At 64.3% G+C, this 25,160-nt stretch carries 18 protein-coding genes; 9 read left to right on the plus strand and 9 right to left on the minus strand.

Going from position 1 to position 25,160, the window contains the following annotated elements:
* Positions 1-160: 160 nt before the first annotated feature.
* From JQ632_RS34590 to JQ632_RS34600, 3 genes are all read right to left on the minus strand, one after another.
* Positions 161-1,624, minus strand: coding sequence for a trehalose-6-phosphate synthase (locus JQ632_RS34590; protein WP_212407208.1), 1,464 nt, complete (start codon positions 1,622-1,624; stop codon positions 161-163).
* A gap of 238 nt (positions 1,625-1,862) precedes the next feature.
* Complete coding sequence (otsB, locus tag JQ632_RS34595; protein WP_212407209.1) at positions 1,863-2,690, minus strand: trehalose-phosphatase; 828 nt, start codon at positions 2,688-2,690, stop codon at positions 1,863-1,865.
* Positions 2,691-2,693: 3 nt separating this feature from the next.
* Complete coding sequence (locus JQ632_RS34600) at positions 2,694-4,181, minus strand: MFS transporter (protein WP_212407210.1); 1,488 nt, start codon at positions 4,179-4,181, stop codon at positions 2,694-2,696.
* A 182-nt stretch (positions 4,182-4,363) separates the two neighbouring features.
* Between JQ632_RS34600 and JQ632_RS34605 the strand changes: the two genes are divergently transcribed.
* The gene (locus tag JQ632_RS34605) at positions 4,364-4,753 is read left to right on the plus strand and encodes a DUF3175 domain-containing protein (RefSeq protein ID WP_212407211.1); all 390 of its coding nucleotides are present in this window, start codon (positions 4,364-4,366) and stop codon (positions 4,751-4,753) included.
* A 177-nt stretch (positions 4,754-4,930) separates the two neighbouring features.
* On the opposite strand, the gene JQ632_RS34610 is transcribed toward JQ632_RS34605, so the two are convergent.
* Positions 4,931-6,970 (minus strand): methyl-accepting chemotaxis protein, encoded by a 2,040-nt coding sequence (locus JQ632_RS34610; protein WP_212407212.1) that lies wholly within the window; start codon positions 6,968-6,970, stop codon positions 4,931-4,933.
* 266 nt (positions 6,971-7,236) lie between these two features.
* Here JQ632_RS34610 and JQ632_RS34615 point away from each other — a divergent pair, with 266 nt between their 5' ends.
* Positions 7,237-8,400 (plus strand): FIST N-terminal domain-containing protein, encoded by a 1,164-nt coding sequence (locus JQ632_RS34615; protein WP_212407213.1) that lies wholly within the window; start codon positions 7,237-7,239, stop codon positions 8,398-8,400.
* A 5-nt stretch (positions 8,401-8,405) separates the two neighbouring features.
* The gene (locus tag JQ632_RS34620; protein WP_212407229.1) at positions 8,406-9,755 is read left to right on the plus strand and encodes a hybrid sensor histidine kinase/response regulator; all 1,350 of its coding nucleotides are present in this window, start codon (positions 8,406-8,408) and stop codon (positions 9,753-9,755) included.
* A 230-nt stretch (positions 9,756-9,985) separates the two neighbouring features.
* Here the strand turns inward: JQ632_RS34620 and bamA are convergent, their stop codons facing one another.
* Positions 9,986-12,430, minus strand: coding sequence for an outer membrane protein assembly factor BamA (gene bamA, locus JQ632_RS34625; protein WP_409363529.1), 2,445 nt, complete (start codon positions 12,428-12,430; stop codon positions 9,986-9,988).
* A gap of 353 nt (positions 12,431-12,783) precedes the next feature.
* Here bamA and JQ632_RS34630 point away from each other — a divergent pair, with 353 nt between their 5' ends.
* The 6 genes from JQ632_RS34630 (at position 12,784) to JQ632_RS34655 (ending at position 20,265) form a co-directional block, all read left to right on the plus strand.
* On the plus strand, positions 12,784-13,149 hold the full coding sequence (locus tag JQ632_RS34630; protein ID WP_212407215.1) for a hypothetical protein: 366 nt from the start codon (positions 12,784-12,786) through the stop codon (positions 13,147-13,149).
* Positions 13,150-13,401: 252 nt separating this feature from the next.
* The gene (locus JQ632_RS34635) at positions 13,402-14,934 is read left to right on the plus strand and encodes an efflux transporter outer membrane subunit (RefSeq protein ID WP_312015695.1); all 1,533 of its coding nucleotides are present in this window, start codon (positions 13,402-13,404) and stop codon (positions 14,932-14,934) included.
* A complete protein-coding gene (locus JQ632_RS34640; protein WP_212407217.1) occupies positions 14,931-16,172 on the plus strand; it encodes an efflux RND transporter periplasmic adaptor subunit in 1,242 nt (413 codons plus the stop codon). The genes JQ632_RS34635 and JQ632_RS34640 overlap by 4 nt, the downstream gene beginning before the upstream one ends.
* A 1-nt stretch (position 16,173) precedes the next feature.
* Complete coding sequence (locus JQ632_RS34645; protein WP_212407218.1) at positions 16,174-18,135, plus strand: MacB family efflux pump subunit; 1,962 nt, start codon at positions 16,174-16,176, stop codon at positions 18,133-18,135.
* Positions 18,136-18,229: 94 nt separating this feature from the next.
* Positions 18,230-18,943 carry a response regulator gene (locus tag JQ632_RS34650; RefSeq protein WP_212407219.1) on the plus strand — a complete coding sequence of 238 codons (714 nt, stop codon included), beginning with the start codon at positions 18,230-18,232 and terminating at the stop codon, positions 18,941-18,943.
* On the plus strand, positions 18,940-20,265 hold the full coding sequence (locus JQ632_RS34655; RefSeq protein WP_212407220.1) for an ATP-binding protein: 1,326 nt from the start codon (positions 18,940-18,942) through the stop codon (positions 20,263-20,265). Before JQ632_RS34650 ends, JQ632_RS34655 begins: the two co-directional genes overlap by 4 nt.
* 8 nt (positions 20,266-20,273) lie before the next feature.
* Here JQ632_RS34655 and JQ632_RS34660 read toward each other — a convergent pair whose 3' ends face one another.
* The 4 genes from JQ632_RS34660 to JQ632_RS34675 form a co-directional block, all read right to left on the minus strand.
* Complete coding sequence (locus tag JQ632_RS34660) at positions 20,274-20,963, minus strand: response regulator transcription factor (RefSeq protein ID WP_212407221.1); 690 nt, start codon at positions 20,961-20,963, stop codon at positions 20,274-20,276.
* A 105-nt stretch (positions 20,964-21,068) separates the two neighbouring features.
* Positions 21,069-21,743 carry a response regulator transcription factor gene (locus JQ632_RS34665; RefSeq protein ID WP_212407222.1) on the minus strand — a complete coding sequence of 225 codons (675 nt, stop codon included), beginning with the start codon at positions 21,741-21,743 and terminating at the stop codon, positions 21,069-21,071.
* A 147-nt stretch (positions 21,744-21,890) separates the two neighbouring features.
* A complete protein-coding gene (locus JQ632_RS34670) occupies positions 21,891-23,093 on the minus strand; it encodes a c-type cytochrome (protein WP_312015696.1) in 1,203 nt (400 codons plus the stop codon).
* 129 nt (positions 23,094-23,222) lie between these two features.
* Positions 23,223-24,938 (minus strand): PQQ-dependent dehydrogenase, methanol/ethanol family, encoded by a 1,716-nt coding sequence (locus tag JQ632_RS34675; RefSeq protein ID WP_249152747.1) that lies wholly within the window; start codon positions 24,936-24,938, stop codon positions 23,223-23,225.
* Positions 24,939-25,160 lie beyond the last annotated feature (222 nt).

Genomic DNA, 25,160 nt, shown 5'->3' on the forward strand with positions numbered 1-25,160 from the left:
GCTCAGCAACCCGAATATCGCCAAAAGACATCCCATGCCTCCCGTCCCAAACAGGTCGAAAGGCCTTGAATCACATTCCCAAATTCTCGGGAATCACTTTCGGGCATCCCTTAGCCGTCCTTACGGGGAGAGTGTTGGGGTGCAACGCGGAAGCGCTCTTCTAAATCAACCGCGCGCCTGAGATCGCCGAGCGCAGCCAGCGCAAGGCTTGCGGCGGTTGCGCGGCGAGTGGTGCGGCGGCGGCCTTCCCGGTCCGGCACGCTTCCAGCGTCGCGACGAAGTCGGCGGACCATTGCTGGATGGTATGGCCGCGCAACTTCTTCATCATCGCTTCCCAGCGCATCTTGCGCTCGGTCAGCGGCATGGCGACCGCGATCGAGATCGCACGCGCCATGCCGTCGATGTCGTGTGGATTGACGAGCAACGCCGTGTCGAGCTCGTTGGCGGCACCTGCGAATTTCGACAGCACCAGAACGCCGGGGTCCGCCGGGTTTTGCGCGGCGACGTATTCCTTGGCGACCAGATTCATGCCGTCATGGAGCGGTGTCACCACGCCGACCTGCGCCGTTCGATAAAGACCCGCAAGCACGGTCTGGCTGAAGCCCTTGTTGAGATAGCGGATCGGCGTCCAGTCCACCTCGCCATGGCGGCCGTTGACGTCGGTCACGAGGCGGGCGACCTCATTCTGGAGATTGCCATAGGCCTCGATGCCGCCACGCGAGGGGTTGGCGATCTGGAGCAGCGAGATGCTGCGCGCGAGCTGGGGCTGGTCGGTCCACAGGCGATCGAACGCACTGATGCGGTTGACGAGGCCCTTGGAATAATCGAGCCGGTCGACGCCGATCGCGAGCTTCTCGCCGTTGAGACTCTTGCGCAGCCGCGACACGTCGGGATGCGAAATCGACTTCGCGGCATATTGCGCGAATTTCTCCGCATCGATCCCGATCGGAAAGACCTGACATAGCGTCCGGCCGTGCCGCGAGATCACGATGCCGTCCTCGATCGTCAGCGCGAGCTCCTGGCTGACATAGCCGAGGAAGTTCTGGCGATCCTCCTCGGTCTGGAAGCCGATGAGATCGTAGGCCAGCATCGCCTCGATCAGCTCGCGGTGGTTCGGCACGCCCTGCATGACAGCAGCGACCGGCCACGGCGTGTGCAGGAAGAATCCGATCGGATCGTCGACGCCAAGCTCGCGCAGCTCCGCGCCGAGCGCCAGGAAGTGATAGTCCTGCACCCAGAAGGCGGTCTGGTTCTTTCGGAAGCGCCGCAGCGCGCGCGCCATGAAGGCGTTGACCTCGCGATAGCTGCGATAGTCGCCGTGCGAAACGCGAATAAGATCGCTGCGCGAATGCAGCGCCGGCCACAACGCGGAATTGGCAAAGCCCTCGTAATAGCCGCCGTAATGCGCTGCCGGTAGATCCAGCGTCGCCAGCGCGCCCGTACCCAGCGATTCGATCTCGGCGAACGGCTCCTTCTGGTGGCCATCATGCACACGGCCTGAGGAACCCACCCAGATCGCTCCGGAATATTCCACTACCGGAAGCAAGGCGGCCGCAAGGCCGCCCGTCATGGGTTCATTCGGTTTTCCGCGTGCAACGCGGTTCGAAACGACGACGAGACTCACAGGTCGTCCCCTCCTGTTATTCCGTCACGTTTAACTGACGTTCATCAATATGGTTCCTGTTCATGGTTTCAACGAATTGAAACCAAAATCAGGCGCGCGTGCTGGAACCTGTTTTTGTCCGCAAAAATGAAAATTCGTCGCAAAGACAGTTTTTTGCGCGAACATTTCGCCGCACGATCGTTGCGCGCGGCAACTGGTTCCGCACCCAATATGGCAGTGAGGTGGCGCTGCCTTGCTTTTACCTTGCGTTGTCGTCGACGAGATGTGCGAGGAACTCGCGCACATCGCTCGGCGCATCGAAATGGCCGTTGACGCCCCGGGCGCGGCGGCCGACCGAGAAGGCGAGACCGTTCATGTCGGGCATGATCGCGAACACGCTTTCATCGGTGACGTCGTCGCCGATGAAGAGCGGACGGCGTCCTTTGAACGGTTCATGCGTCATTAATTCGCGCACGCCGCTCGCCTTGGTGAATCCGGAATGCTTGATCTCGCACACACACTTTCCGGGCAACACCTCGATCGGAGCGTTCGGCAAATCGGCGCGGATCAGCGACACCGCCGCATAGATCGCCTTCTCCGCATGCGGCGCGAGACGATAATGCAGCGCCAGCGAATAGCCCTTGTCCTCGAGCAGAATGCCGGGGCTGAGCTTTGCGATCGCCGCCAGCCGCCGCTTCAACTCCTTGTCCATCGGCGGCGCATGGCTCGCCACCGCTTCGCTGTCGGGCGAGAGTCGCATCTCCGCACCGTGACCGCCGACCACGGGAAACTGGTCCGGCGCAAAGATCAGATCGATGTCGTTGAGCGAGCGGCCGCTGACCAGTGCCAGCGCACCGGAGGTGCATTCGACAAGACGGTTGAGGGTCTTGGAGAGGCCCGGCGGCACCCAGACTTCGCGCGGCGTCGGCATCAATTCGAGCAGCGTGCCGTCGATGTCGAGCAGGATCGCGGTCTCGCTCAGATGCGGGACCAGGGCCCGCGGCACCGGCACCGTTTCAGGCGCATCGTCATCATCACGCATGGTTCGGTCGTCGTCCCGCGGTATTTCCGCCAGTTCCGATTTCATATCCTACTCCATAAAAGCGAGTGGCCGCGCGACATGTTCGAGCGATTTTCGCTCCGCGGCGACGGCATAGCGCCACGCCACGAGTGCGGCCGCGATCATCAGCACCGAGCCCAGGAGGTAACCGGCAAACACGCTGGTCCGCGAGCCGGTGTCGATCAGCGCGCCGAACAGCGCGGGCCCGATGACGCCGCCGATACCGGTGCCGATTGCGTAGAACACCGCAATCGCCAGTGCTCGCACCTCCAGGGGAAAGGTTTCGCTGACGGTGAGATAGGCAGCGCTCGCTGCCGGTGAAGCGAAGAAGAAGATCACCATCCAGGCGATGGTTTGTCCCTGCGCGCTCAGGACGCCGATCGAGAACAGATAACCCGAGAGCGCAAGCAAGAGACCGGAAACGCCGTAGGTGAACATGATCATCGTGCGCCGGCCGAGCGTGTCGAACAGGCGGCCGAGCAGCAGGGGTCCTAAGAAGTTGCCGGCGGCAAAAGGCAGGATGTACCAGCCGACGTGATCGGCGCTGATGCCGTAGAAGTCGGTCAAGACCAACGCGAAGGTGAAGAAGATCGCATTGTAGAAGAAGGCCTGCGCGCTCATCAGCACCAGGCCCACCAGCGCGCGCTGGCGATAGACCGTAAACAGCGTGTGCACGACTTCGCTGATCGGGGTGTGGTCGCGCATCCTCAGGCGAATTTTTGCGAAGCGTGCCCCGGACTGATCCTGCTCGTGCCCGATCACCGAGCGTTCGATATCATCGACGATCGCGTGCGCCTGTTCGGGGCGGCCGTGGATCATCAGCCAGCGCGGGCTCTCCGGAATCCACATCCGCATCAGCAGCACGACGAGCCCGATTGCGGCGCCGATGAGGTAAGCGAGCCGCCAGCCGATATCGGGGCCGAACAGCGCGGGATCGAGGAGAACAATCGCCGCAACAGCTCCCATGGCCGCGCCGATCCAAAAGCTGCCGTTGATGACGAGATCGGTCCAGCCGCGATAGCGGGCCGGCACCAGTTCCTGGATGGTCGAGTTGATTGCGGTGTATTCGCCGCCGATACCGGCGCCGGTGAGGAAGCGGAACAGCGCATAGCTTGCGACATTCCAGGACAGTGCGGTCGCCGCCGTCGCGGTGAGATAGACCGCGAGCGTGATGAAGAACAGTTTCTTGCGCCCGATGCGATCGGTGAGCCAGCCAAAACCGAGCGCGCCGAGCACGGCACCGGCAAGATAGGCGGAATTGGCGATCCCGAGATCGAGATTGGAGAAGTGCAATGTCGGGCTCTGCTTCAGCGCGCCCGACAGCGCACCGGCGAGCGTCACTTCAAGTCCGTCGAGAATCCAGGTGATGCCGAGCGCGAGCACGACGCGCGTGTGAAAGCCGCTCCACGACAGGGCGTCGAGCCGCGCGGGAATGCTGGTCTCGACGACGCGATCGCGCGCTGCAGCCACCGGGACCGCAGGAGCAACATTCAGAGCTGGGCTTTGCTGCAATTCCATCGCTTGCTGCATCTGAGCAATGCACCCAAAACCCCGGCGCAGATGTGGCCGAGGTCGATTCCGTTCTTCGAGTTGCGGCGTATCCACCTGCCACCCGCGACAACGCGCCGCGAATGGCGAAGTTCCTCAGGGAACCCTTCTTCAAGCGGACGGTTTCCGCTGTGGCTACAAGGAGTTGATGCATGGCTCACGCAAGGAAAGGCACCCATTCCCGCAACGCCGGTGCACGCAAATCGGCAGGACGAAAGACCGGCGCCACTGCGAGGCGCCGCAGCACGCGCAAGACCTCAACGCGGGCAACGCCAAAGCGCTGGTCGCAGCGCGTCACGCGGGAGAGCGACGCGCTGGACCTGAAGCGCGGCGTGTTCACGCTGACGAGCCCCAAGAAGATCGCGGCATCGCTCAAGCGTTCTGCCGAGCACAGCAAGCGCCGCAAGGCCGGCGCCTATCGCTCGGCGCTGTCGATGCTCACTTTCTACATCAACCGCGCCGGCAAGACCTTGCCGAAGACGCAACGGGCGCGGCTCGAACGCGCCAAGGTGGAATTGAAGCGGGCGTTCGGGAGGGAGTGAGGACTGGCTCTCGTCGTCCTGGAGAAGCGAGCGCAAATCCTCTCCCACGTCGTCTTGGACAAGCGCAGCGGAGCGGAGCCCCAGGGAGGAGTTTGGCGAAGACTCGGGGTTGCCGGCTCGCGCGACGACTGCTTCCTGGGGTAATGGGTCCTGGCTTTCGCCAGGACGACCCGAGGATTACGCCGCCCTGATATTCGCCATGAAGCGGTCGAGCTCGGCGCGAAGGCGGGTGCTTTCGCTGGACAGTGTCTTGGCCGAATGCAGCACCTCTTCCGAGGCCGAGCCGGTTTCGGCCGCACCCCGGTTGACCTGGCCGATATCGGTGGCCGCAGTCTGCGTGCCCTGCGCCACGTTCTGGACGCTGCGGGCGATCTCCTGCGTGGCGGCGCCCTGCTCTTCCACTGCGCTCGCGATCGAGGTCGCAATCGTCGAGATCTGGCCGATGGTCGCGCCGATCTCCTTGATCGCGGCAACCGACTCGGCGGTCGCACCCTGCATGCCCGCGATGTGCGAGGAAATCTCGTCGGTGGCCTTCGCGGTCTGGCTCGCCAAGGACTTCACCTCGCTTGCGACCACTGCAAAGCCGCGGCCGGCGTCGCCCGCGCGGGCCGCCTCGATGGTGGCGTTGAGCGCCAGAAGGTTGGTCTGCTCGGCAATCGCGGTGATCAGCTTGACGACGTCGCCGATCTGCTGCGCGGCATGCGACAGCTTGCCGATGCGGGCATCGGTTTCCTTGGCCTGGGCCACGGCGCCTTCGGCGATGCGGCTGGAGTCGCGAACCTGACGGCCGATCTCCTCGACCGACGCCGACAGCTCCTCGGTCGCGGTCGCGACCGACTGCATGTTGCTGGAGGCGGCTTCCGAGACACCGGCGACCTGGCTCGACAGGGTCTGCGTGGTCTCCGCCGTGCGAGTCAATGTCGAGGCGGCCGATTCGAGCTGTACGGCGGAGGCCGAGACGTTGGAGACGATGGCGCCGACCGCGCTCTCAAAATCGTCGGCGAAGCGGATCAGCTCGCCACGGCGGGCGGCGACCTGCTCCTTGTTCTGGGCTTCGCTGGCGGCTGCATCGCGCTCGGCTTTCGCCACGGCCTGCATCTTGAACTCTTCGACGGCACCGGCCATCTCGCCGATCTCGTCCTTGCGTCCCAGGCCCGGCAGCACGACGTCAAAATTGCCCGAGGCGAGCTCCCGCATCGCCTTGCACATCGCGATCATCGGTCGCGAGATGCCGGTGCCGAGCAGGAAGGCGAGGATGGCACCAAGCAGCGTGCCGCCGGCCGCGAGCATCAGGATCATCTGCTCGGTCTGGCCGATCGCGGCTTCCGATTCCGCCGCCAATCGTTGCTGCTCGGAAATAAGGTCCGCCTTCATGGAGGTCGCGCCCTTCATGAAGCTCTCGGTCGACGCGCCCAATTCGGCGATGAGCCCATCGACCTTCTTTCTGTTCTCGATCAGCTTGGCGAGCGAGTCCCGGTAGGTGTTCAGGAGAGCCTCGATCTCCTTGAGGATCGGCTGAATCTTTTCATTCGTCGAAGGAATGTTCTTCAGTGCGTTATTGAGAAAGCTCAGACGGCTGACGGCACTCGTCGCGACCGCCTGGTCGCCACCGGCCAGGAAATTGTTCGACACCACCTTGATGGCCTGAAACTGCGTGAGGAGCTGCTTGGCGCCGAAGGCGACCTCCGGAAGTTCAAGCTCCTGCCCGGCGCTCGCGAGGTCATCGACCTTGTACTCCATCGACATCTCGCTGCGCGTGAACGCGTTCTTGGTCAGGTACTCGCTCTCTTCCTTGGTCTTCAGAATGTCGGCAAAGTTCTTGGTGATGGAGCCGAACGCACCCGCGAGCTTGCCGACCTGCTCGCGCCGCGCGGTGTTGGCGGTCCCCTGCATCGACTGGTCGATCGCGCTCTTCAGGCTTGCCTCGGCTGCGACGGCCGCCTTGGCATCGTCCTCCTTGCCGGTCACGACGTAGTAGCGGACCAGGGCGCGGTAGGAGATCAGCTCACGGTCGATGTTGCGGGCGAGGTCGGCCTCCGAAACGCTGGCGCGATAGGACCTGGCACCGACCGAAACACCCTCGAAACCGAAATAGGCAAACGCCATGCTGGCGGCAGAGATGACGAGCACGACGGCGAAGCCGAGGATGATTTTTGCACGGAATCGCAGGGTCGGCAGCAGTGTGCCCTTGGATTTCGACGCAATACGCCCGGTCATGCCAGCCCCCACCCTTGCCTTGCGGTAACCCCCAGCGGGCCGGGAAGCGGTTGCCACCCAGACCGGCGCGAAAAATTAGGGCAGAATCAATAAGGGCCGGTAAATTCGGCAGCTTCGCAACCAGGGATTGGCCGAGTTCCCGCTGCTCGCCGTGCCTCCGGGGCACCCGGCCCATTATTGCGGCAGTGCCTGAAAGGCCCTACTGTTTCGGTACTTGGCACAAGATACTTGGCACCAGACCAAGCCTGTCCAGAGGGAGCTAACGAGTGGGGCAAGCCGACCTTCGGTTTGGCAGTTCATCAGGCGTTGCCGTCGCGAAGTCGAAGGCCCCGTCCGTGGAAGAGGCTGTGGCTGACATCGCCGAGCAGCTTCCATCCGACGACACGGCCCTCGTGCTGGTTTTCCTGTCGCCGCACTACGACCCCCATCGCTTCATCGCCGAAACCGCCGCGCGCTTCGAGGATACCCTCGTCTGCGGCTGCACCACCGCCGGCGAGCTCGCCCCCGACGGCTGGGATGAGAACAGCGTCGTCGCGCTCGCCTTCAACCGCCAGGATTTCAGCGTCGCGGTCCGTCCCATCCTCAACCTTCAGAATTTCCGCGTCGAGGATGGCCGCAGGATCGGCGCCGAGCTGCGGCAGGAATTGCGGACCAATTCGGAGGTCGACGGCGGAAGCGTCTTCGGCCTCGTGCTGATCGACGGACTGTGCCGGCGGGAGGAAGCCGTCATGTCCGCCATCTATGCCTCGCTGGACGATATTCCGGTCGTCGGCGGGTCGGCCGGCGACGGGCTTCGCTTCGAGAAGACGTTTGTGTTCTTCGACGGCAAGGCCCACACCAATGCGGCGCTGCTGATCCTGCTCAACACCTCGCTGCCGTTCCGTGTCTTCAAATGCGACAATTTTGAACCGCGCACGCAGAAGATGGTCGTCACCGAGGCCGACATCGAAAATCGGACCGTCAAGGAGCTGAACGCGGAGCCCGCGGCGCAGGAATATTCGCGCGTCGTCGGCATCATGGACGCAAAACTCGACCCGTTCTCCTTTGCCTCGCATCCGGTGCTGGTCCGGGTCGGCGGCTCCTACTACGCGCGCTCGATCCAGCGCGTCGAGCCCGACGGCTCGCTGCACTTCTTCTGCGCGATCGACGAAGGCATGGTGCTGACGGCCGCGACCTCGCGCAGCCTGGTCGGCGCCACGCGCGACGCGTTCGCGGAAACCCGGAAGCAGATCGGCGACGTCTCTCTCTATATCGGGTTCGAATGTCTTTTCCGCCGGCTTGACGCCGAGCAGCACCAGCTCGCCCGCGACATGTCGGAACTTTACCGGCAAAACCGCGTCGTCGGCTTCTGCACCTATGGCGAACAGTTCGGCTCGATGCATGTGAACCAGACGTTCACGGGCGTCGCTATCGGCAGGCGGCCCGCGTGACTGACATGTGGCAGGGACCCGAGACGGTCGACCAGCTGCGGCGGGAAGCCGCGAAGCTGAAGAAGATCAACGCTGCGCTGATGTCCCGCGTCGAGCGCTCGATGGACCAGCAGCTCAACGCCTTCTCGCTGTTCGAGACCGCGATCGCGCTCGATCACCAGGTGCGCGACCGGACCCAGCAATTGCGCGACGCGCTGCATTCGGTCGAACGCGCCAATGAAGGGCTCTACCGCGCCAAGCAGCAGGCCGAGGCCGCAAGCTCGCTGAAATCCTCAGTGCTGATCTCGGTCACCCATGATTTGCTCCAGCCCCTGAACGCGGCGCGGCTGACGCTCTCGGCGCTCACCGAAATGATGGAATCGCAGGAGGCGGGCCTCTTGATCGACCAGGTCGACCGCTCCCTGGTGACGCTGGAAGACCTGTTGCGCTCGCTGCTCGAGATCGCAAAGCTCGACGCGGGCGCGCTGCGGCCGGACGTGCGGCCGATCGCCGTTGCGCCGCTGTTCCAGCAGTTGCGCGCCGAGTTCGAGCCGATCGCCATGCGGCAGGGGCTGTCGTTGCGCATCCGCCCCTCCGCGCTCGCGGTCTCCACCGACGCGATGATGCTGCGGCGGATCCTGCAGAACCTGCTCGCCAACGCCATCCGCTACACGCGCTCTGGCGGCGTCATCATGGGCTGCCGGCAGCGCGGCAATCGCGTCCTGATCCAGGTGACCGATACCGGACCGGGCATCGCCCAGGCGCAACAGGAGGCGATCTTCCGCGAATTCCAGCGCGGCGAGGCCAACGCCATCGACCAGGCCGGTTTCGGGCTCGGCCTGTCGATCGTGCGGCGCTTTGCGACCGTGCTCGGCCACGAGGTGCGGCTGTCGTCCCAGGTCGGCCGCGGCTCCACATTCGTGCTGGAGCTGGAGCAGGCCGACCGCGCAGACGTCTGCGACGAGGTGCACGAGGTCAAGCTCGCCAACCTCCACTATGGCGGCCTGGAGGGTGCAAAGATCCTGCTGATCGAGAACGACCCCTCCGGCTCTGCGGCGATGGCGGCGCTGCTGGAGGGATGGGGCTGCGACGTCGCCACGACGCGATCCGGCGCTGAAGCCGCGGAGCGGCTGAGCGAGCTTGGCGGCGCGCCCGACGCGATCATCGCCGATCTCCATCTCGATCACGGCGAGAGCGGCCTGTCGGCCGTGGAAGACATCCGCCAGCAGCTCAAGCTGGACGTGCCGGCCATGATCATCACCGCCGACTATTCCGAGAAGGCCGCCAAGGAAGCGAGCCTCTACGGGCTCGAGGTGCTGAAGAAGCCGATCAAGCCGGCGGAGATGCGCGCGCTGCTGTCGTTTCTGCTGACGTAGACCGGGCGGGCGGTCGGCCCGCTCACAAAGCGTCGAAACAACCCCATGCAAAGTACCGGTATTTTGGTAGCTGCGACTTACACCCTATCCGTAACTGCTTGGCCCGTCGGGTAAATCAGCCCGGTGGCCCGACCTACCGGACCACGCCCGGTATCGGGCCGAGCGGGCCGCCGCATGCGCACGGCGCGCCGGGAGGTGCCGGCGGGAAACATAGGCGCTGATGCCGGGCGTCAGAACGACGTCCCTCCCCCGAACCTGAACTGCTGGACGGTGTCGTATTTTCCCTTGGTCAGCGGGATGGCGTAGTCGAAGCGCAGGGGGCCGAAGGGCGAGGCCCAGATCAGCCCGACGCCGACGGAGCTTCTGACAACCTTGCTGTCGTCGTATTGCAGGGCGCAGTTGGGACACGCCGCCGAATTGACTTCGCCCGTGGCGCTCCAGGACGTCGGCCCCTGATAGTCCCAGAGCGAACCCGCATCGGCATAGACCGCGCCTTTGAGCCCCACCTCCTTCGGCAGGAACCAGAACGGCATCTGCAGCTCGACCGATGCACCCCAATACTTCGTTCCGCCCAGGGCATCGCCGGTCGCGCCGAAATCGACGTACGAAATGTCGCGCGGACCGATGCCGTTGGAGGCGAAGCCGCGGACGAGGTTCGGACCCATCTGGAAATGATCCAGCATGCGCAGGTCCTTGTCGCCGATCTTGTTGAGCACGCCGCCCTGCAGATGCACGAGCCCGATGATGTCGGCCACCAGCGGCGTGTAGTATTTTCCATCAACCGCGGTCTTGAGATAGCTCACATTGCCGCCGACCCCGGCAAAGTCCTGCTTCCAGTCGATGAGCAAACCGTCGGTCGGGTTCTTGTTGTTGTCGAGCGTGTTGTAGGTCAGCGTGTAGCCGATGGCCGACGTCCAGGATGCGCCGTCCGACAGCTCCTTCCGGACGGGCAGCGACGACTCGCCGTCGCCATAGCAGCCGTAACCGTAATAGGAGGAGTCGCTGGAATAGACGGGATCGACGCCGCCGAGCACATTCTTGATGTAGGCGGGCGTCGGATTGTAGGCCAGCGACGCATTCGACGCGTTGTTGTTGCAGTTGTTATAGGCGCTCGTAAGCTCGATCTTCTGCCGGTAGAGCGAGTAGCGCAACTGGAGCGACGTATCCTCGCGCAAGGCCAGACCGATGCGCGGCGAGAACCCCATCGTGGTAACACCATAACTGGTATAGCTGTTCGCGAGTTGCTGGCGATAGGACACGTCGATCCCGAGCGCAACCCGCTGCTCGAGCAGATAGGGCTCGACGAAGGAGAACGACACGCCGCGGGAATACTGTCCGTAGGTCACCGACGCCTTGCCATAGAGCCCGCGCCCGAGAAGGTTGCGCTCGGAGATGCTCACCTCCGCCAGCGCACCGTCCGTGGTGGAATAGCCGCCCGAGACCGAGAAGTCGCCAGTCGACTTCTCCTCGAGGTCGACGACCAGAACCACGCGATCGCTGGAGGAGCCCGGCTCTGCGGTGATCTTGACCGACTTGAAGAAATCGAGGTTCTTCAGCCGCCGCTCGGCACGGTCGACCAGCGCGCGGTTGTAGGCGTCGCCCTCGGAGAGGTCGAACTCGCGGCGGATGACGTAGTCGCGCGTGCGGGTGTTGCCGCGGATGTTGATGCGTTCGATATAGGTGCGCGGCCCTTCATCGACATTGAAAACGACGGATACCGTGTGGGCCTCGAAATTGCGGTCGCCGCTCGGACGCACGACCGCAAAGGCAAAGCCGCGGCGCGACGCCTCGATCTGCATCTCCTCGACCGATTTTTCGATCCGCTCGACATTGTAGAGCGAGCCTACATTGACCCGGGAGTAGGCCCGCAACGCGGCCGTATCGAAACCCGACACGGTCGAGCGAAACTCGACGGATCCGACGCGGTATTGCTGGCCTTCCTCGATCTTGAAGGTGACGAGAAAACCCTTGCGCTCGGGATCATATTCGGTGAGCGCCGCAACGACCTGCGCATCGGCGAAGCCGTTCTTCAAGTAGAAGCGGCGGATCAGGTCGCGGTCGGCCTCCACCCTGTCGGGATCGTAGACGTCGTTGTTGCCGAGGAAGCTCAACAGATTGCCCTCGTGCGTCTTGATGACGTCGCGCAATCGCGCGGCCGAATAGCTGGCATTGCCGATGAAATCGATCGACTTGACGCCGGTCTTGGCGCCCTCCGCGATCGTGAAGATGAGATCGACGCGATTGTTCGGCTGCTCGACGATTTCGGGCGTCACGTGCACATCGTAGCGGCCGGAGCGGCGATAGATCTCGGCGATGCGCAGCGTGTCCGACTGCACGATCGCGCGCGAGAACGTGCCGCGCGGCTTGGATTGCACCTCGGCGGAGAGCTGCTCGTCCTTGATCTTCTTGTTGCCTTCGAAGGCGACGCGCCCGATGACGGCGTTCTCCACCACCGCAACCACGATCTGCGCGCCCGCGCGCCTGATCTTGACGTCCTGGAAGAGGCCGGTGCCGATCAAGGCCTTCAGGCCATCGTCGATCGCGGCCTGGTCGAGCCGCCCGTCCGGACCGCTCCTGAAATAGGAGCGAACGGTCTCAGCTTCCACACGGCGATTGCCCTCAACGACGATACTCTGCGACACCTGAGCGACCGCATCTGTCGGCAACCCCGTCATGACAACGGAGGCGACAATCGCGATCCCGCAGATCGCTGCCGCGATCACCCCGTTCCGCCAAACCTTCATTCCACACCTCGCGAGCAACTGATCGCTCTGAGACGAAACCGCTGTGGCGGTGGTGTGGCTCCAAAGTTGCTGGATCGTTGCTGACGATTTGGATTTGTCGCGGGCCGCAGGCGCATTCGCGTAGCGCACGAGAAGGCTGCCTGCGGCGGAAAACTCCGCGGTGTGTGCATTCGCGATTGATCATCGCACCCGCTGGGCAACGTCCTGCAACAGTTGCGTGATTTACTTGAGCGTCTTCCGGTGCGAGAGGCCGCGACGGCTTCGTCAATTCCGGAGAGACAAAATTGATCTCGATCGCGCGCCCCACAACACTCCTGGCCCTCTTTGCTGCCCTCGTCGCATCGCTCGCCGCAATCGACGGCGTGGCGGCAGCGGAGCGAAAGCAGCGGGTGAATGCCGATGTCTACGCCTATGGCGCTCACGGGCCCAATCGCTCGTATCAGGCCGGGCCGCGCACGCGCATCTACGTCACCAAGCGGTCCTGGCTGGATGGCGGGACCGAGGTGCTTCCCGGCGAGCGCAAGTTCACCGACTACGCCTTTCCGCCGGGCATCTCCTTTGCCCGCCAGAACAACAACCGGCCGCTCGACCGGCAGCCGCTCTATCCCGCTTTCGACCTGGGCGGTCTCTCGCCGGGATTCCCGTTCTAGACGGCGATGCAGCCGCAGCCGGTACGGCCCGGCCTGCGCTTCGTTTCGGCTTCGTACAAATCGCAATCGCTGTTTACATTCAGCAACATTCCGCCTGCTGAATGGCCACAGTGCCCGTGCTACTGGCCCTCATTCCGGCAGCAACAGGCCGGGCTCGCTCCTCGAGCGCCGAGATGCGGCTCGCTATTTCTCCGCATACCCACGACATGGACTCCAGCCGTTTCGATGCCGTCTCCGTCGACCGAAGCAGACTTGCCCTCGAGGAAGGAGAGGCATCAGCTGAGCGCCTGCCCGGGACGTCCCACCCTCTCGCTGACGAAGCGCCTGTGCAGCGTCCTGATCGCCTCCAGCCTGCTCGCCGGCTGCGCCGTCGGGCCGGACTACATGGGACCGCCGCGCCTGACGCTGCCGACCCAATGGGCCAACGCACCCCAGCGCACCAAGACGACGGGCGAACTCGGACGATGGTGGCTGCGTCTGCGCGATTCCCTGCTGACTCGGCTCATCGACGAAGCGGTGGAAGCAAACCCGAGCGTCGCGAAGGCAAAAGCCTCGGTGCGCGAGGCGCGCGCCACCGTTGCGCAGACAGCATCGGGCTTGTTTCCGTCGGTCACCGGGTCGGGCTCGGTGACTGATAACAAGACCAGCAGTGTCGGCACGACCGGCGTCGACATCGGAACGTCTCCCTACAGCCTGTATCAGGCCGGCTTCGATGCGAGCTGGGAGCTCGATCTGTTCGGCGGCACCCAGCGCAGCATCGAAGCCGCGATCCGCTCCGAGCAGTCAGCCGAAGACGATCTGCGCTACAGCCTGGTCACCCTCCTCGGCGACGTCGCCGCCTATTATGTGGATGCGCGCGGCTATCAGGCGCGCATCGCGCTTGCCAAGAGAACGGCCGCCTCGCAGCGCGACACCGAGCGTTTGACGCGCACGAAATACGAGGCCGGCAGCGCGACGGCGGTGGATCTCGCCAAGGCCTCCGCCCAGGCGGCGAGCACGGAAGCCAACATTCCGAGCTATGAGGCGGCGCTTGCGGCCGATGTTCACCGCCTCGGCATCCTCCTCGGACGTCCGCCGAATGCGATCTCCGGCCTCATGGCGCAATCATCGCCCGTCCCTGCGCCGCGCATGCCGCTGCCGACGGGAATTCCGCCCAATCTCCTGACCAATCGTTCCGACGTCGCCAGCGCCGAACGCAAGCTTGCGCAGGCCACCGCAAAAATCGGCGCGGCCGAGGCGGACCGCTATCCCAGCATTTCGCTGACGGGATCGGTCGGGACATCGGCCATTCGCGCCGGTGATCTCGCCAAATATTCCAGCGTGAGCTGGTCGGTGGGCCCCTCCATCACCGTGCCGGTGTTCGACGCCGGAAAGCGCTACGCCACCGTCAGGATCGCCGAGGCGCAGCGCGACCAGGCCTTTGCCACCTTCCACTCGACCTTGCTGTCGGCCCTCGAGGAGGTAGAGAATGCGCTGGTGTCGCTGTCGCGCGAGAAAGCACGAGCCGGCAAGCTTGCGGAAGCGGCCAAGAACTATCGCGAGGCCGCGCGGCTGTCGCGCTCGCTGTTCGAGAGCGGTTCGTCGAACTTTTTGGATGTGCTGGATGCCGAACGCTCGCTCTATTCGGCCGAAGACTCGCTCATTCAGAGCAAGGTCGCCATCGCCAAATACTACGTGACGCTGGCGAAGGCGCTCGGAGGCGGCTGGGTCGATCCCGTTGATTCCTCGACGCCGCTCATCGTCGACGCAAATACGGGGCCGCACGCCCGGAAGGCCCTGCGATGAATATCCCCAAGGATATCGCCAAGGGGTCGCGAACATGGCTTGCGCTGGCGTGCCTTCTCGCCGCGACCGGCGTCGCCGCGGCCGTTCATTTCCGCAGCGGCGCGGCGAAGACGACGGCGTATATCACCGCGCCGGTGACTGTCGGCGATCTGCGGGAAGAAGTGCTCGGCAGCGGAACGCTGAAGCCGGTGCGGCTGACGGCGGTCGGCGCCCAGGTGTCGGGGCGCATCATGTCCCTGAACGTTCGCGTGGGCGACACCGTGAAGGCAGGCGACGTCATCGCCCAGATCGACCCCGTCACAAAGCAGAACGACCTACGCAATTCGGAAGCCGCGCTGAACAATTATCGCGCCCAGAAGATCGAGAAGGAAGCGACGCTCGTCCTGGCCGAGGCCAATCTGGCGCGCCAGCAGACCACCTTGGCGCAACGCGCGACGTCCCGCAGCGACTACGACAACGCCGACGCCGTCGTGAAGCAGACCCGCGCGCAGATCGCGGCGCTGGAGGCGCTGATCGCGGGCGCCCAGGCCGCCGCCGAGACCGCCAAGGTCAATCTCGACTACACCCGCATCACGGCGCCGATCGACGGCACGGTTCTCGCCGCCCTCGTCCAGGAAGGACAGACCGTCAACGCGGTGCAATCAGCACCGACGATCGTCGTCCTGGGTCAGCTCGAAACCATGACGGTGCGCACCGAGATCTCGGAGGCCGACATCGTCAAGGTGCAGCCGGGACAGGCGGTGTATTTCACCATCCTCGGTGACCAGGATCGCCGCTACGAGGCCACGCTGGAGCAGATCGAACCGGCGCCGGAATCGATCAAGAACGATTCGAGCTTCTCCTCCGGCTCGACGACCTCGACGTCGAGCTCGTCGTCAACGAGCTCCACCAGCACGGCGATCTACTACATCGGCGTTTTCAAGGTGCCCAACCGGGAGTTCCGGCTCCGCACCTACATGACCGCGGAGGTCCATATCGTTATCGGCGAGTCCAAGCTCACCAAGACAATCCCTGCGCTGGCACTGACGCGACAGCCGGACGGGCGCAACACCGTTCGCGTCCTCGACGCAGCAGGTGAAGTCCACCAGCGGGACGTGAAGATCGGGCTCAACGATCGCACCACCGTGGAGGTCAAGTCCGGCCTCAGCGAGGGCGAGCACGTCATCACGGGAGAGTCCTCGAACAGTGCGCCGGCCTCCCGCGGCTTCCCGCAAGGGGGCCCGCCGGCGGGATCCTGACATGACCGAGCCGATCATTGCGCTGAGCCATATTCGCCGCGAGTTCAGGAACGGCGACACCGTAGTTGCGGCGCTCGAAGACGTGACGCTGGACATCCATCGCGGCGAACTGGTCGCGATCATCGGCTCCTCGGGATCGGGCAAGTCGACGCTGCTCAACATCCTCGGCTGCCTGGATCACCAGACCTCCGGCACCTATGGCGTCGCCGGTACGGATGTCGCCGCGCTCGATGCCGACGCGCTGGCCGCACTGCGCCGCGAGCATTTTGGTTTCATCTTCCAGCGTTACCATCTGCTGTCCGAACTGTCGGCGCTCGAGAATGTCGAGATCCCCGCGGTCTATGCCGGCGAGACGTCGAGCGCACGGCAGACGCGCGCGAAGCGCCTGCTGGCCCGGCTCGGCATGGCCGAGCGGCGCGGGCATCGGCCCAACCAGCTCTCCGGCGGCCAGCAGCAGCGCGTCTCGATCGCGCGCGCCCTGATGAACGGGGCCGAGGTCGTGCTGGCGGACGAACCCACCGGTGCGCTCGACCGCCGCAGCGGCGAAGAGGTCCTGAAGATCCTGGCCGAGCTGCATCGCGAGGGAAAGACGGTCATCATCGTCACGCACGACCCGGAGGTCGCCCACCGTGCCGACCGCATCATCGAGTTGCGCGACGGGCTGGTGGTTTCAGACAAGCGCACCGACACCGCCGTGACGACGGCGGCTCCTTCCCTCCCCGCCGCCAGGCCAGCCGCAAAGCCCAGCCGCTGGTCCGGCTTCGCCTTCCGTTTCCGGGAGACGTTGCGGATGGCCCTGCTCTCGATGGCGGCTCACCGGCTGCGATCGTTCCTGACCATGCTCGGCATCATCATCGGCATCGCGGCCGTATCGTCCGTCGTCGCACTCGGAAACGCCTCGCAGAAGAAGGTGCTGTCCGACATCTCGAACCTCGGAACCAACACGATCGAGGTGTTTCCCGGCAAGGACTTTGGCGATGCCCGCGCCGGCAAGATCAAGACGCTGGTCCTGGACGACGCCCGCGCGCTGGATCGCCAGACCTTCATCGCCGGTGTCACGCCGACCGTCTCGACCAGCACGACGGTGCGCTACCGCGACCGGGAGTCCAACATGCTGGTGAACGGCGTCGACCGCAGCTACTTCCAGGTCAAGGGTACCAAGCTTGCGGCGGGCGCGCTGTTCGATGCCGACGCCGTCCGCAACATCGAGCGCCAGGCGGTCATCGACGACAACACACGGAGGACATTCTTCTCCGACGATCAGAACGCCGGCATCGGCCGCGTGATCTGGATCGGCAAGGTGCCGTGCCGGGTCGTCGGCGTGATCGCCCAGCAGCAGGGCGGGTTCGGATCGAGCCAGAACCTTTCCGTCTATCTTCCCTACACGACCGTGCAGGCCCAGTTCACCGGCGACCGCTCACTGCGCAGCGTCCTGCTGCGCGTCAGCGACGAGGTCTCGACCGACCTGGCGCAGGAGGCCGTCACCACGCTGCTCACGCGCAGGCACAACACCAAGGATTTCGCGATCCTCAATACCGACGACATTCGCCGCACCATCACGAGCACGACGCAGACCCTGGCCTTCCTCGTGGCGGCGATTGCCGTGATCTCGCTCGTGGTCGGCGGCATCGGGGTGATGAACATCATGCTGGTGTCCGTGTCAGAACGGATCGGCGAGATCGGCGTGCGGATGGCCGTCGGCGCAAGACGCAGCGACATCCTCCAGCAATTCCTCGTGGAGGCCACGCTGATCTCCTCGCTCGGCGGGATTGCGGGAATCTTGATCGCCGTCGCGCTCGGCACGTTGCTCAATCTTCTCCTGCCCGGATTTCAGGTCTCCTACTCGACCTTCTCCATCGGCGCCGCGTTCCTGACCTCGACGGCGATCGGAATCTTCTTCGGCTATTTCCCGGCGCGGCGCGCCGCGTCCCTCGATCCGGTGGTGGCCCTCAGCCGTGAATGACCTTAAAACCCTCGCTTCATATGATATTTTGGTTCGAACGCAGTTGCCCGGCGTCGACCCGGAGCCTGCCTCGACGACAGTCAACATTCAGGCCATGAGCACCCAGACCATCCTCGTAGTCGAAGACGATCAGGAGACACGGAATCTCGTCGCACGCTATCTGCGCGACAATTCGTTCAACGTCGGCATGGCCGCGAACGGGCGCGAGATGGACCGTTACATCAGCCAGAACCGCGTCGACCTGATCGTGCTGGACCTGATGCTGCCGGGAGAGGACGGCCTGAGCCTGTGCCGCCGCCTGCGGGTCGATTCCACGACGCCGATCATCATTCTCACCGCAAAGGGCGACGACGTCGACCGCATCCTCGGCCTCGAAATGGGCGCCGACGACTATCTGCCAAAACCATTCAATCCGCGCGAGCTGCTGGCGCGGATCAACGCCGTGCTGCGGCGGCAATTGGGCGGGTCGGCGGGGCCTGCGGCAAAAACCTCGGCCCGCCTGACATTCGAAGGCTGGATCATCGATTTCCGGATGCGGGAACTGCGTGATCCCGAAGGCGCACAGGTGCCGCTGACCAGTGCCGAATTCGACCTGCTGCAATCCTTCTGCGAGCGCCACGGCCGCATCCTGAGCCGCGACACGCTGTTGAACATGACCCGCGGGCGGACCGGCGGCGCCTTCGGACGCAGCATCGACGTGCTCGTGAGCCGGCTGCGCGGAAAGCTCGACAGGACCGAAGGGACCTCGATGATCAAGACCGTGAGGACCGGTGGCTACATCTTTACGCCACGGGTGGACGAAGCGTGATCTGGCCTCGCAAGCTCGCCCGGCTCTTCACCTTCAGACGCATCAGCGGCCAGATTGCCGCGCTGATCCTGTTCTCGCTCGTGCTGATTCACGCGCTGATCGCCGGTTATTTCCTGGTGAACCGACCCAAGCCCAGCCTGCTGACGGACGATCCGCTGCAGCAATTCGAGATGGTGGCGCGCATTCTCGAAAAGACTCCCCGCAGCGAGCGCCGGGTTGTCGTCGAGAATATCGATCGCGCCCTTCCCGATCTGAAACTGCGGCTCACGGAGGGCGGGCCTCCAGCGTCCCCAAGTGCGGGAGCGCGCAGGGCCATCCCTTCACCGTTCGACGGACGCGTCGAGATCATTCAGCGAAAACCGCCTGACAAGGACAGCGTGCTCTTTCACTTCGAGGACGGCGAGGTCCTCGATGCGACCGTGGGGACGCCCAGCCTGCCGGGCTTCGTCACCGGCCTCTGGGCGAGCACGCTGATGTTCCTGGTCATCAGCATCACGCTGCTCGGCGTCTGGGCCGGCCGGGCGCTCGGCGCGCCCTTGTCGGCCTTTGCCAACGCGGCCGAGAACTTCAGCTTGAGCCGGTCCTCGGCACCGCTCCCCGAGAGCGGGCCCGAGGAGATCAGATCGGCGGCGAAAGCGCTGAACCTGATGCGGGACCGCATCACCGCGCTGATGAACGACCGCACAAGGATGCTGGCCGCCATCAGCCACGATCTGCGCACGCCCATCACGCGGCTGCGGCTGCGCTCGGAATATATCGAGGACGAGACGCAGCGCACGCAAACCTTGCGCGACCTCGACCAGATGCAGGCGATGCTCGAATCCGTCCTCACCCTGCTGCGCGGTGGCAGCGGCGCCAGGCCGACGCTGGTGGACCTTGCGGCACTCGTTCAGATGGTGTGCGAGGAGTTTGCCGACTGCGGTCATGCAGTCCACTACCACGGCCCCGCGCGGCTCACGCTCACCGTCAAGCCGGATGAGATCAGGCGGGGCCTCGCCAATCTGATCGGAAACGCCATTCGCTTCGGCAGCGAAGTGAACGTCGCCCTGTCCTGCGAGAACGCGGTCACGACCATCGAGGTCGCGGATGATGGCCCGGGAATCCCGGACGATCAGAAGGCCGCGATGCTCGAGCCGTTCGTACGGGGTGACGACGCCCGCACGATGAACGAGACCAGCGGCTTCGGGCTAGGACTTTCGATCGCCCGCAGCATGGTCGAGGCCCATGGCGGCTCGCTCAGCCTGCAGGACAATCGACCCCACGGCCTCCGCGTGGTCATCTCGCTGCCTCAGCGCGAATATTCGACCGGCGTGGACGACTGACGCCCCGATTACAGATCGGGCTGCTCGCGCTTTGGGGCGGCGCCCTGGCCTGCCAGCGCGGTGAAATCGATCTTCGACATCTCGACGATCGCCTTGGTGCGGGAGAGGACGTTCAGCTTGCGCAGGATGTCGGAGACGTGGACCTTCACGGTGGTCTCGGAGATCTTCAGCTCATAGGCGATCTGCTTGTTCTGCAGGCCGCGCTTGATCATCTCGAGCACGCGCAATTGCTGCGACGTCAGATCGGTCAAGCGCTTCAGGAACTCCTGGGCCGGGCCTGCCGATCGCTGTGAATACGCCAGCGCCCGATACGCTTGCGGCAGGCAGATCGAGCCGCGGAGAACTTCGCCGACCGACTGCGCAAGCTCCTGCTTGGAGGCGGATTTGAGGATGTAGCCGGAGACGCCGAGCGACAGCGCGCTGCTGATGATCTGCGAATCCTCGTACCCGGACACGATGACGACGGGAATCCGCGGAAACGCCTTTCGGATGCGAATGATGCCCGACGGGCCGGTCGCGTCCGGCACCAGGAGATCGAGAAGAATCAGATCGACGGGCCCGGTCGACGACAAAAGGCCGAGCGCACCCTCGATCGAGGTCGCCTGGAGGATGTCGGCCTCAGGCGTCGCCATTTGGAGGGCGCCCTCCAGGGCTTCGCCAAACAGCGGGTGATCTTCGACGATCAAGAATCGCGTCACGTTCGGGCAGTCCCAATCGTTGCCGAGGTTCGATGCTTAGCAATATATAGCATGCATGAGCCGCACGGACTCGGCTTGATTCAGATCAAAATCGGGACGCGTCCACTACGGCGTGCCGCGAGCGTGGGACCTGCTCCTGGGATCGGGCAGTTCGATCTTGCCGATCTCGATCACCGCCTTGTTGCGGCTGAACAGGCCGAGCTTGCGCAGGATCTCGGTGATATGTGCCTTCACCGTGGATTCGGCGAGCTGCAGCTCCTGGGCGATCTGCCGGTTCGGATAGCCGCGGCGCAACAGATCCAGCACGCGAAGCTGCTGCGGCGTCAGCTCGCGAAGCTTGACCTCCATGGCCTTTGCAGTCGCGGCCTTGCGCCGCTCCGGCGTCGCCACAAAGTCCTTCGGCACCGAGACCGAACCGCTGAGGACGCCTTCGATCGATTGCGCCAGCTCGCGCTTGGACGTCGATTTGGGGAGATAGCCGGCCGCGCCCAGCGCCAGCGCCTCGCGGACCACATGCTGGTCCTCCTCGCTGGAGACGATCGCGACGGGCAGGCGTGGATAGGTCTCGCGCAGCCGGAGGAAGCCCGAAAACCCGTCGGCATCCGGCAGCGAGAGGTCGAGCAGCGCGAGGTCGATGCCCTGTTCTGCAGCCAGGATATGCAGGGCGTCCTCGATCGACACGGCCTCGAAGATCTGCGCCTCCGGCAGCGCCAGGCGAACGGCGTTGCCGAGCGCCTCGCGAAACAGCGGATGATCGTCGATGATCAGGAAGCTGGTCATGGCGCCTTCCAGGGACCCTGCGGCTGAGTCCACCCTGCATGCGGAACCGGGGCACGCCTTGGGCCCTTGGCCGGCACCGCGGCGATGCGGAACTAAGCCTATCACATCTTCCCGCATCCGTCCGGTCATGGCAGTCGATCTGGCCGATCAGTCATTCGACTCGACCTGGACGGTCATCAGGAAGGCGTAGATGTTCTCGAACTGGTCGTCGGTAAAGACTTCCTTCCAGGCCGGCATGCCCTTGGCCGGACGGCCCTCATGCACGGTCTTGAGGTAGGTGTCGTGCATGTCGTCGCCATAGCGATGACGCAGCAGCCGCAGGTCGATCTTGCGTTCGCTCTGCACGGCGTCGGGCCCATGGCAATGCGCGCAGGTGCCGTTGAAGATTTCCTTGCCGTTGGAGACCGCCTCGGCGTTCTTCGGCAATGCATCGCCCTTGGTCTCGGTCGCGACCACGTTGGCGACCTGCGCCAGTTTGGTCCCGTTTCCCGTCGTCACGCCTGATGGCACCGCTTGCGCTGCACCGAAACGAACGGGCTGACCGGCCGGCAGTCCGTATTTGACCGCGAGATCGGCGATCACGGGCGCAAGCTGCGGCAGCACGGCCTCGACGCGGTCGCGAAGCTCGGTCGATGTCTTGGCAAAACCGATCGCCGCGTCCCACGCCAGGCCTTCGCCTTCGGTGAGCTGGATCCGGTAGCGGTCCTGATAGGCGGTCTTGTTGAGCCAGCCGGCGACCGGGCCCCAGATGAAAGCGACGTCGGCCCTGCCCTCGTCGAGCGCCTTCATGCCTTCCTCGGGCGACAGCACCGTGACCTTCTGGATGTCGTCGCGACTCGCCAAGAGATTTTGCGGCGTGCTGGCGAACTGCACCGCGACGCGCTTGCCGCGGAGATCATCGACGCCACCCACTGTGCGGTCTTTGGCCGTCACCAGCGCATAGCCTTCCTTGGCAACGGTGCTGGAGAAGATGACGGCCGGCCCCATGAAATCGTCGGAGCGCGGCAGGCCGATCATGGCGTCGCATTGCTTGCCGAGCAGCGTCACGCGCACGGTGCGCTTGCCGAAATAGGACTTGTACCAATCGTAGGCGATCGGCTGGCCCAGCGCCTTCGCCAGCGCCTGGCCGATCTCGACATAGAAGCCCGGCTGCGCGGGACTGTCGCTGGAGAACGGAAGATTGGTCGGATCGGCGCAGAGGCGGAAGGCCTGTTCCTCGCCGGCGCGAGCCTGTGTCACCGGTGCGATCGGTGCGGAGGCGGCCGCGAAAGCGGAGATGCCGGCAATGGCGCAACCGATGGCGAAACGGCCGTCACGTCGCTTGCCGGTACCAGAATGATTTGCACGCATCCTCATCTCCCGTAGTTGGGAATGGTTGGGGTACTGTTGCGGCGCAAGGCTCCTTGCCGACGCCGCAACGATAAGCTTCCGGAAAAGAGCGCGCGTATCCCTGATGTCAGGGGGATACGCGCGCAGTTGTCACTGGACGGAGAACACGAAGAGCGAACCGCCCTCGGGAGCTGCGGCCGTCATCTTCTTTCCTACCTCGCCCAGGAACGCGGGCAGCGCGGCGGTGCGGCCGACCACGATGGCAACGTATTGCTTGCCGTCGACCTGGTAGGTCACCGGGCCCGCGCCGATGCCGGAGCCGAGGTTCTTGCTCCAGAGCACCTTGCCGGACTTGGCGTCGATGGCGCGGAAGTCGCCATGGATGTTGCCGGCAAAGACCAGGCCGCCGCCGGTGGTGAGCGTGCCGCCGTTGAACGGCAGGTCTTCCTTGATCGACCAGACCTTCTTCTGGGCCACGGGATCCCACGCCACGAGCTCGCCGAGGAAGCCGCCCGGACCTTCCTTGGTCGGGAATTCGGCGCCGAGATAGAACACGCCGCGCTTGTAGGTGACATCGCCGACCGACCAGTCCATGCAGACGTTGTTGGACGGGATGTAGACGAGACCGGTCTGCGGGTTGAACGACATCGGCTGCCAGTTCTTGCCGCCGATCAGGTTCGGGCAGATGTCCTTGGCGGGATGGCCCGGTCCGGGACGCTTGTCGGGATCCTCTTCCGCGCGCATCGTGGTGAGGTCGAACTTCTTCGCCCAGTTGGAGAAGACGTACTTCTCGGCCGACAGCACCTTGCCGGTCTCGCGGTTGGCGACGAAGAAGAAGCCGTTGCGATCCGCCTTCATCAGCGTCGGGACGGTGTTGCCGCCGATCTTGAGATCGGCGAGCACGGCCTCGTTGACGCCGTCATAGTCCCAGGCATCGGCCGGCGTGGTCTGGATGTGCCACTTGATCTTGCCGCTGTTCGGATCGAGCGCCAGCGTGGAAGCCGTGTAGAGGTTGGTCAGCTTGCCGAAATTGCCGTCGCCGGTCGAACGCACCGCGGTGTTCCACGGGCCCGGATTGCTGGTGCCCCAATAGACCGTGTCGGTCTTGGGATCGTAGGAGCCGACCAGCCATGCCGCACCGCCGCCATGCTGCGCCGAATCGCCCTTCCAGCTGTCGCCGCCGGGCTCGTCCGGCGCCGGCACCGTATAGGTCTGCCAGAGCTGCTTGCCGGTGTTGATGTCGAAGGCGAGCAGCGCGCCGCGCACGCCATACTCGCCGCCACCGAAGCCGGTGATGACCTTGTCGCGCACGACGACCGGCGGCGAGGTGATCACCGAGCCCTGCTTGTAGTCGACCACCTTCGCCGTCCACAGCGACTTGCCGGTCGCGGCATCGAGCGCCGTCAGCTTGCCGTCGAGGCGGCCGACGAAGATCTTGCCGTCGGCGTAGGAGACGCCGCGATTGTTCACGTCGCAGCAGGCGTATTGCAGCACGTCGTCCGGGATGTCCGGCTCGTAGGTCCATTTGCGCGCGCCCGTCGCGGCATCGAGCGCGTAGACGTATTTCGGCCCCCAGGACGAGGAGACGTAGAGCGTGTTGCCGATGACGATCGGCGAGGATTCGTTCGAACGCAGCGAGGCCAGCGAGAACGAATAGGCGAGCGACAATTTGCCCGCGTTCTCGGTGTTGATCTGGTTGAGCGAGCTGAAGCGCGTGTTGCCGTAGTCGTGGCCGGCAACCGCCCATTGGTTCGCGTCGGATTGCGCTTTGATGACTGAATCGTTGGCGCGAACGCCAACCGTGCCGGCCGCCAGCATGGCGATCATCGAAATGCCGGCCAAAAATCCCTTGGTGCCTAAGGTCATATTCCCTCCGCGATGTTGTTTGCCGCGCCGCGTTGGGCGCTGATGCGCTTTGTGCTTGGTGATGCGCAGTTCGACTGCAAGCATCTCGGAAAATTACAGCATCGCATTCGCGCGCTTAGTATAGGCGGAAGGTAGTAGTGCAAATCGCTGTTGGAGTTTGCGGCACATGTCGTTGTCGTCGCTTGCATCTTGCCGCTCGTTTGCAACGTCAGACGTGCGATT

The organism is Bradyrhizobium liaoningense, from assembly GCF_018130955.1.
GTDB lineage: Bacteria > Pseudomonadota > Alphaproteobacteria > Rhizobiales > Xanthobacteraceae > Bradyrhizobium > Bradyrhizobium liaoningense_C.

Excerpts from the sequence above, each read along its gene's own strand:
- JQ632_RS34670 (WP_312015696.1), bottom strand. The coding sequence starts at position 23,093 with ATGCGTGCAAATCATTCTGGTACCGGCAAGCGACGTGACGGCCGTTTC.
- otsB (WP_212407209.1), bottom strand. The coding sequence starts at position 2,690 with ATGAAATCGGAACTGGCGGAAATACCGCGGGACGACGACCGAACCATG.
- JQ632_RS34650 (WP_212407219.1), top strand. The coding sequence starts at position 18,230 with ATGAGCACCCAGACCATCCTCGTAGTCGAAGACGATCAGGAGACACGG.
- JQ632_RS34640 (WP_212407217.1), top strand. The coding sequence starts at position 14,931 with ATGAATATCCCCAAGGATATCGCCAAGGGGTCGCGAACATGGCTTGCG.
- JQ632_RS34605 (WP_212407211.1), top strand. The coding sequence starts at position 4,364 with ATGGCTCACGCAAGGAAAGGCACCCATTCCCGCAACGCCGGTGCACGC.
- JQ632_RS34600 (WP_212407210.1), bottom strand. The coding sequence starts at position 4,181 with ATGGAATTGCAGCAAAGCCCAGCTCTGAATGTTGCTCCTGCGGTCCCG.
- JQ632_RS34620 (WP_212407229.1), top strand. The coding sequence starts at position 8,406 with ATGTGGCAGGGACCCGAGACGGTCGACCAGCTGCGGCGGGAAGCCGCG.
- JQ632_RS34665 (WP_212407222.1), bottom strand. The coding sequence starts at position 21,743 with ATGACCAGCTTCCTGATCATCGACGATCATCCGCTGTTTCGCGAGGCG.
- JQ632_RS34645 (WP_212407218.1), top strand. The coding sequence starts at position 16,174 with ATGACCGAGCCGATCATTGCGCTGAGCCATATTCGCCGCGAGTTCAGG.
- bamA (WP_409363529.1), bottom strand. The coding sequence starts at position 12,430 with ATGACGGGGTTGCCGACAGATGCGGTCGCTCAGGTGTCGCAGAGTATC.
- JQ632_RS34675 (WP_249152747.1), bottom strand. The coding sequence starts at position 24,938 with ATGACCTTAGGCACCAAGGGATTTTTGGCCGGCATTTCGATGATCGCC.
- JQ632_RS34610 (WP_212407212.1), bottom strand. The coding sequence starts at position 6,970 with ATGACCGGGCGTATTGCGTCGAAATCCAAGGGCACACTGCTGCCGACC.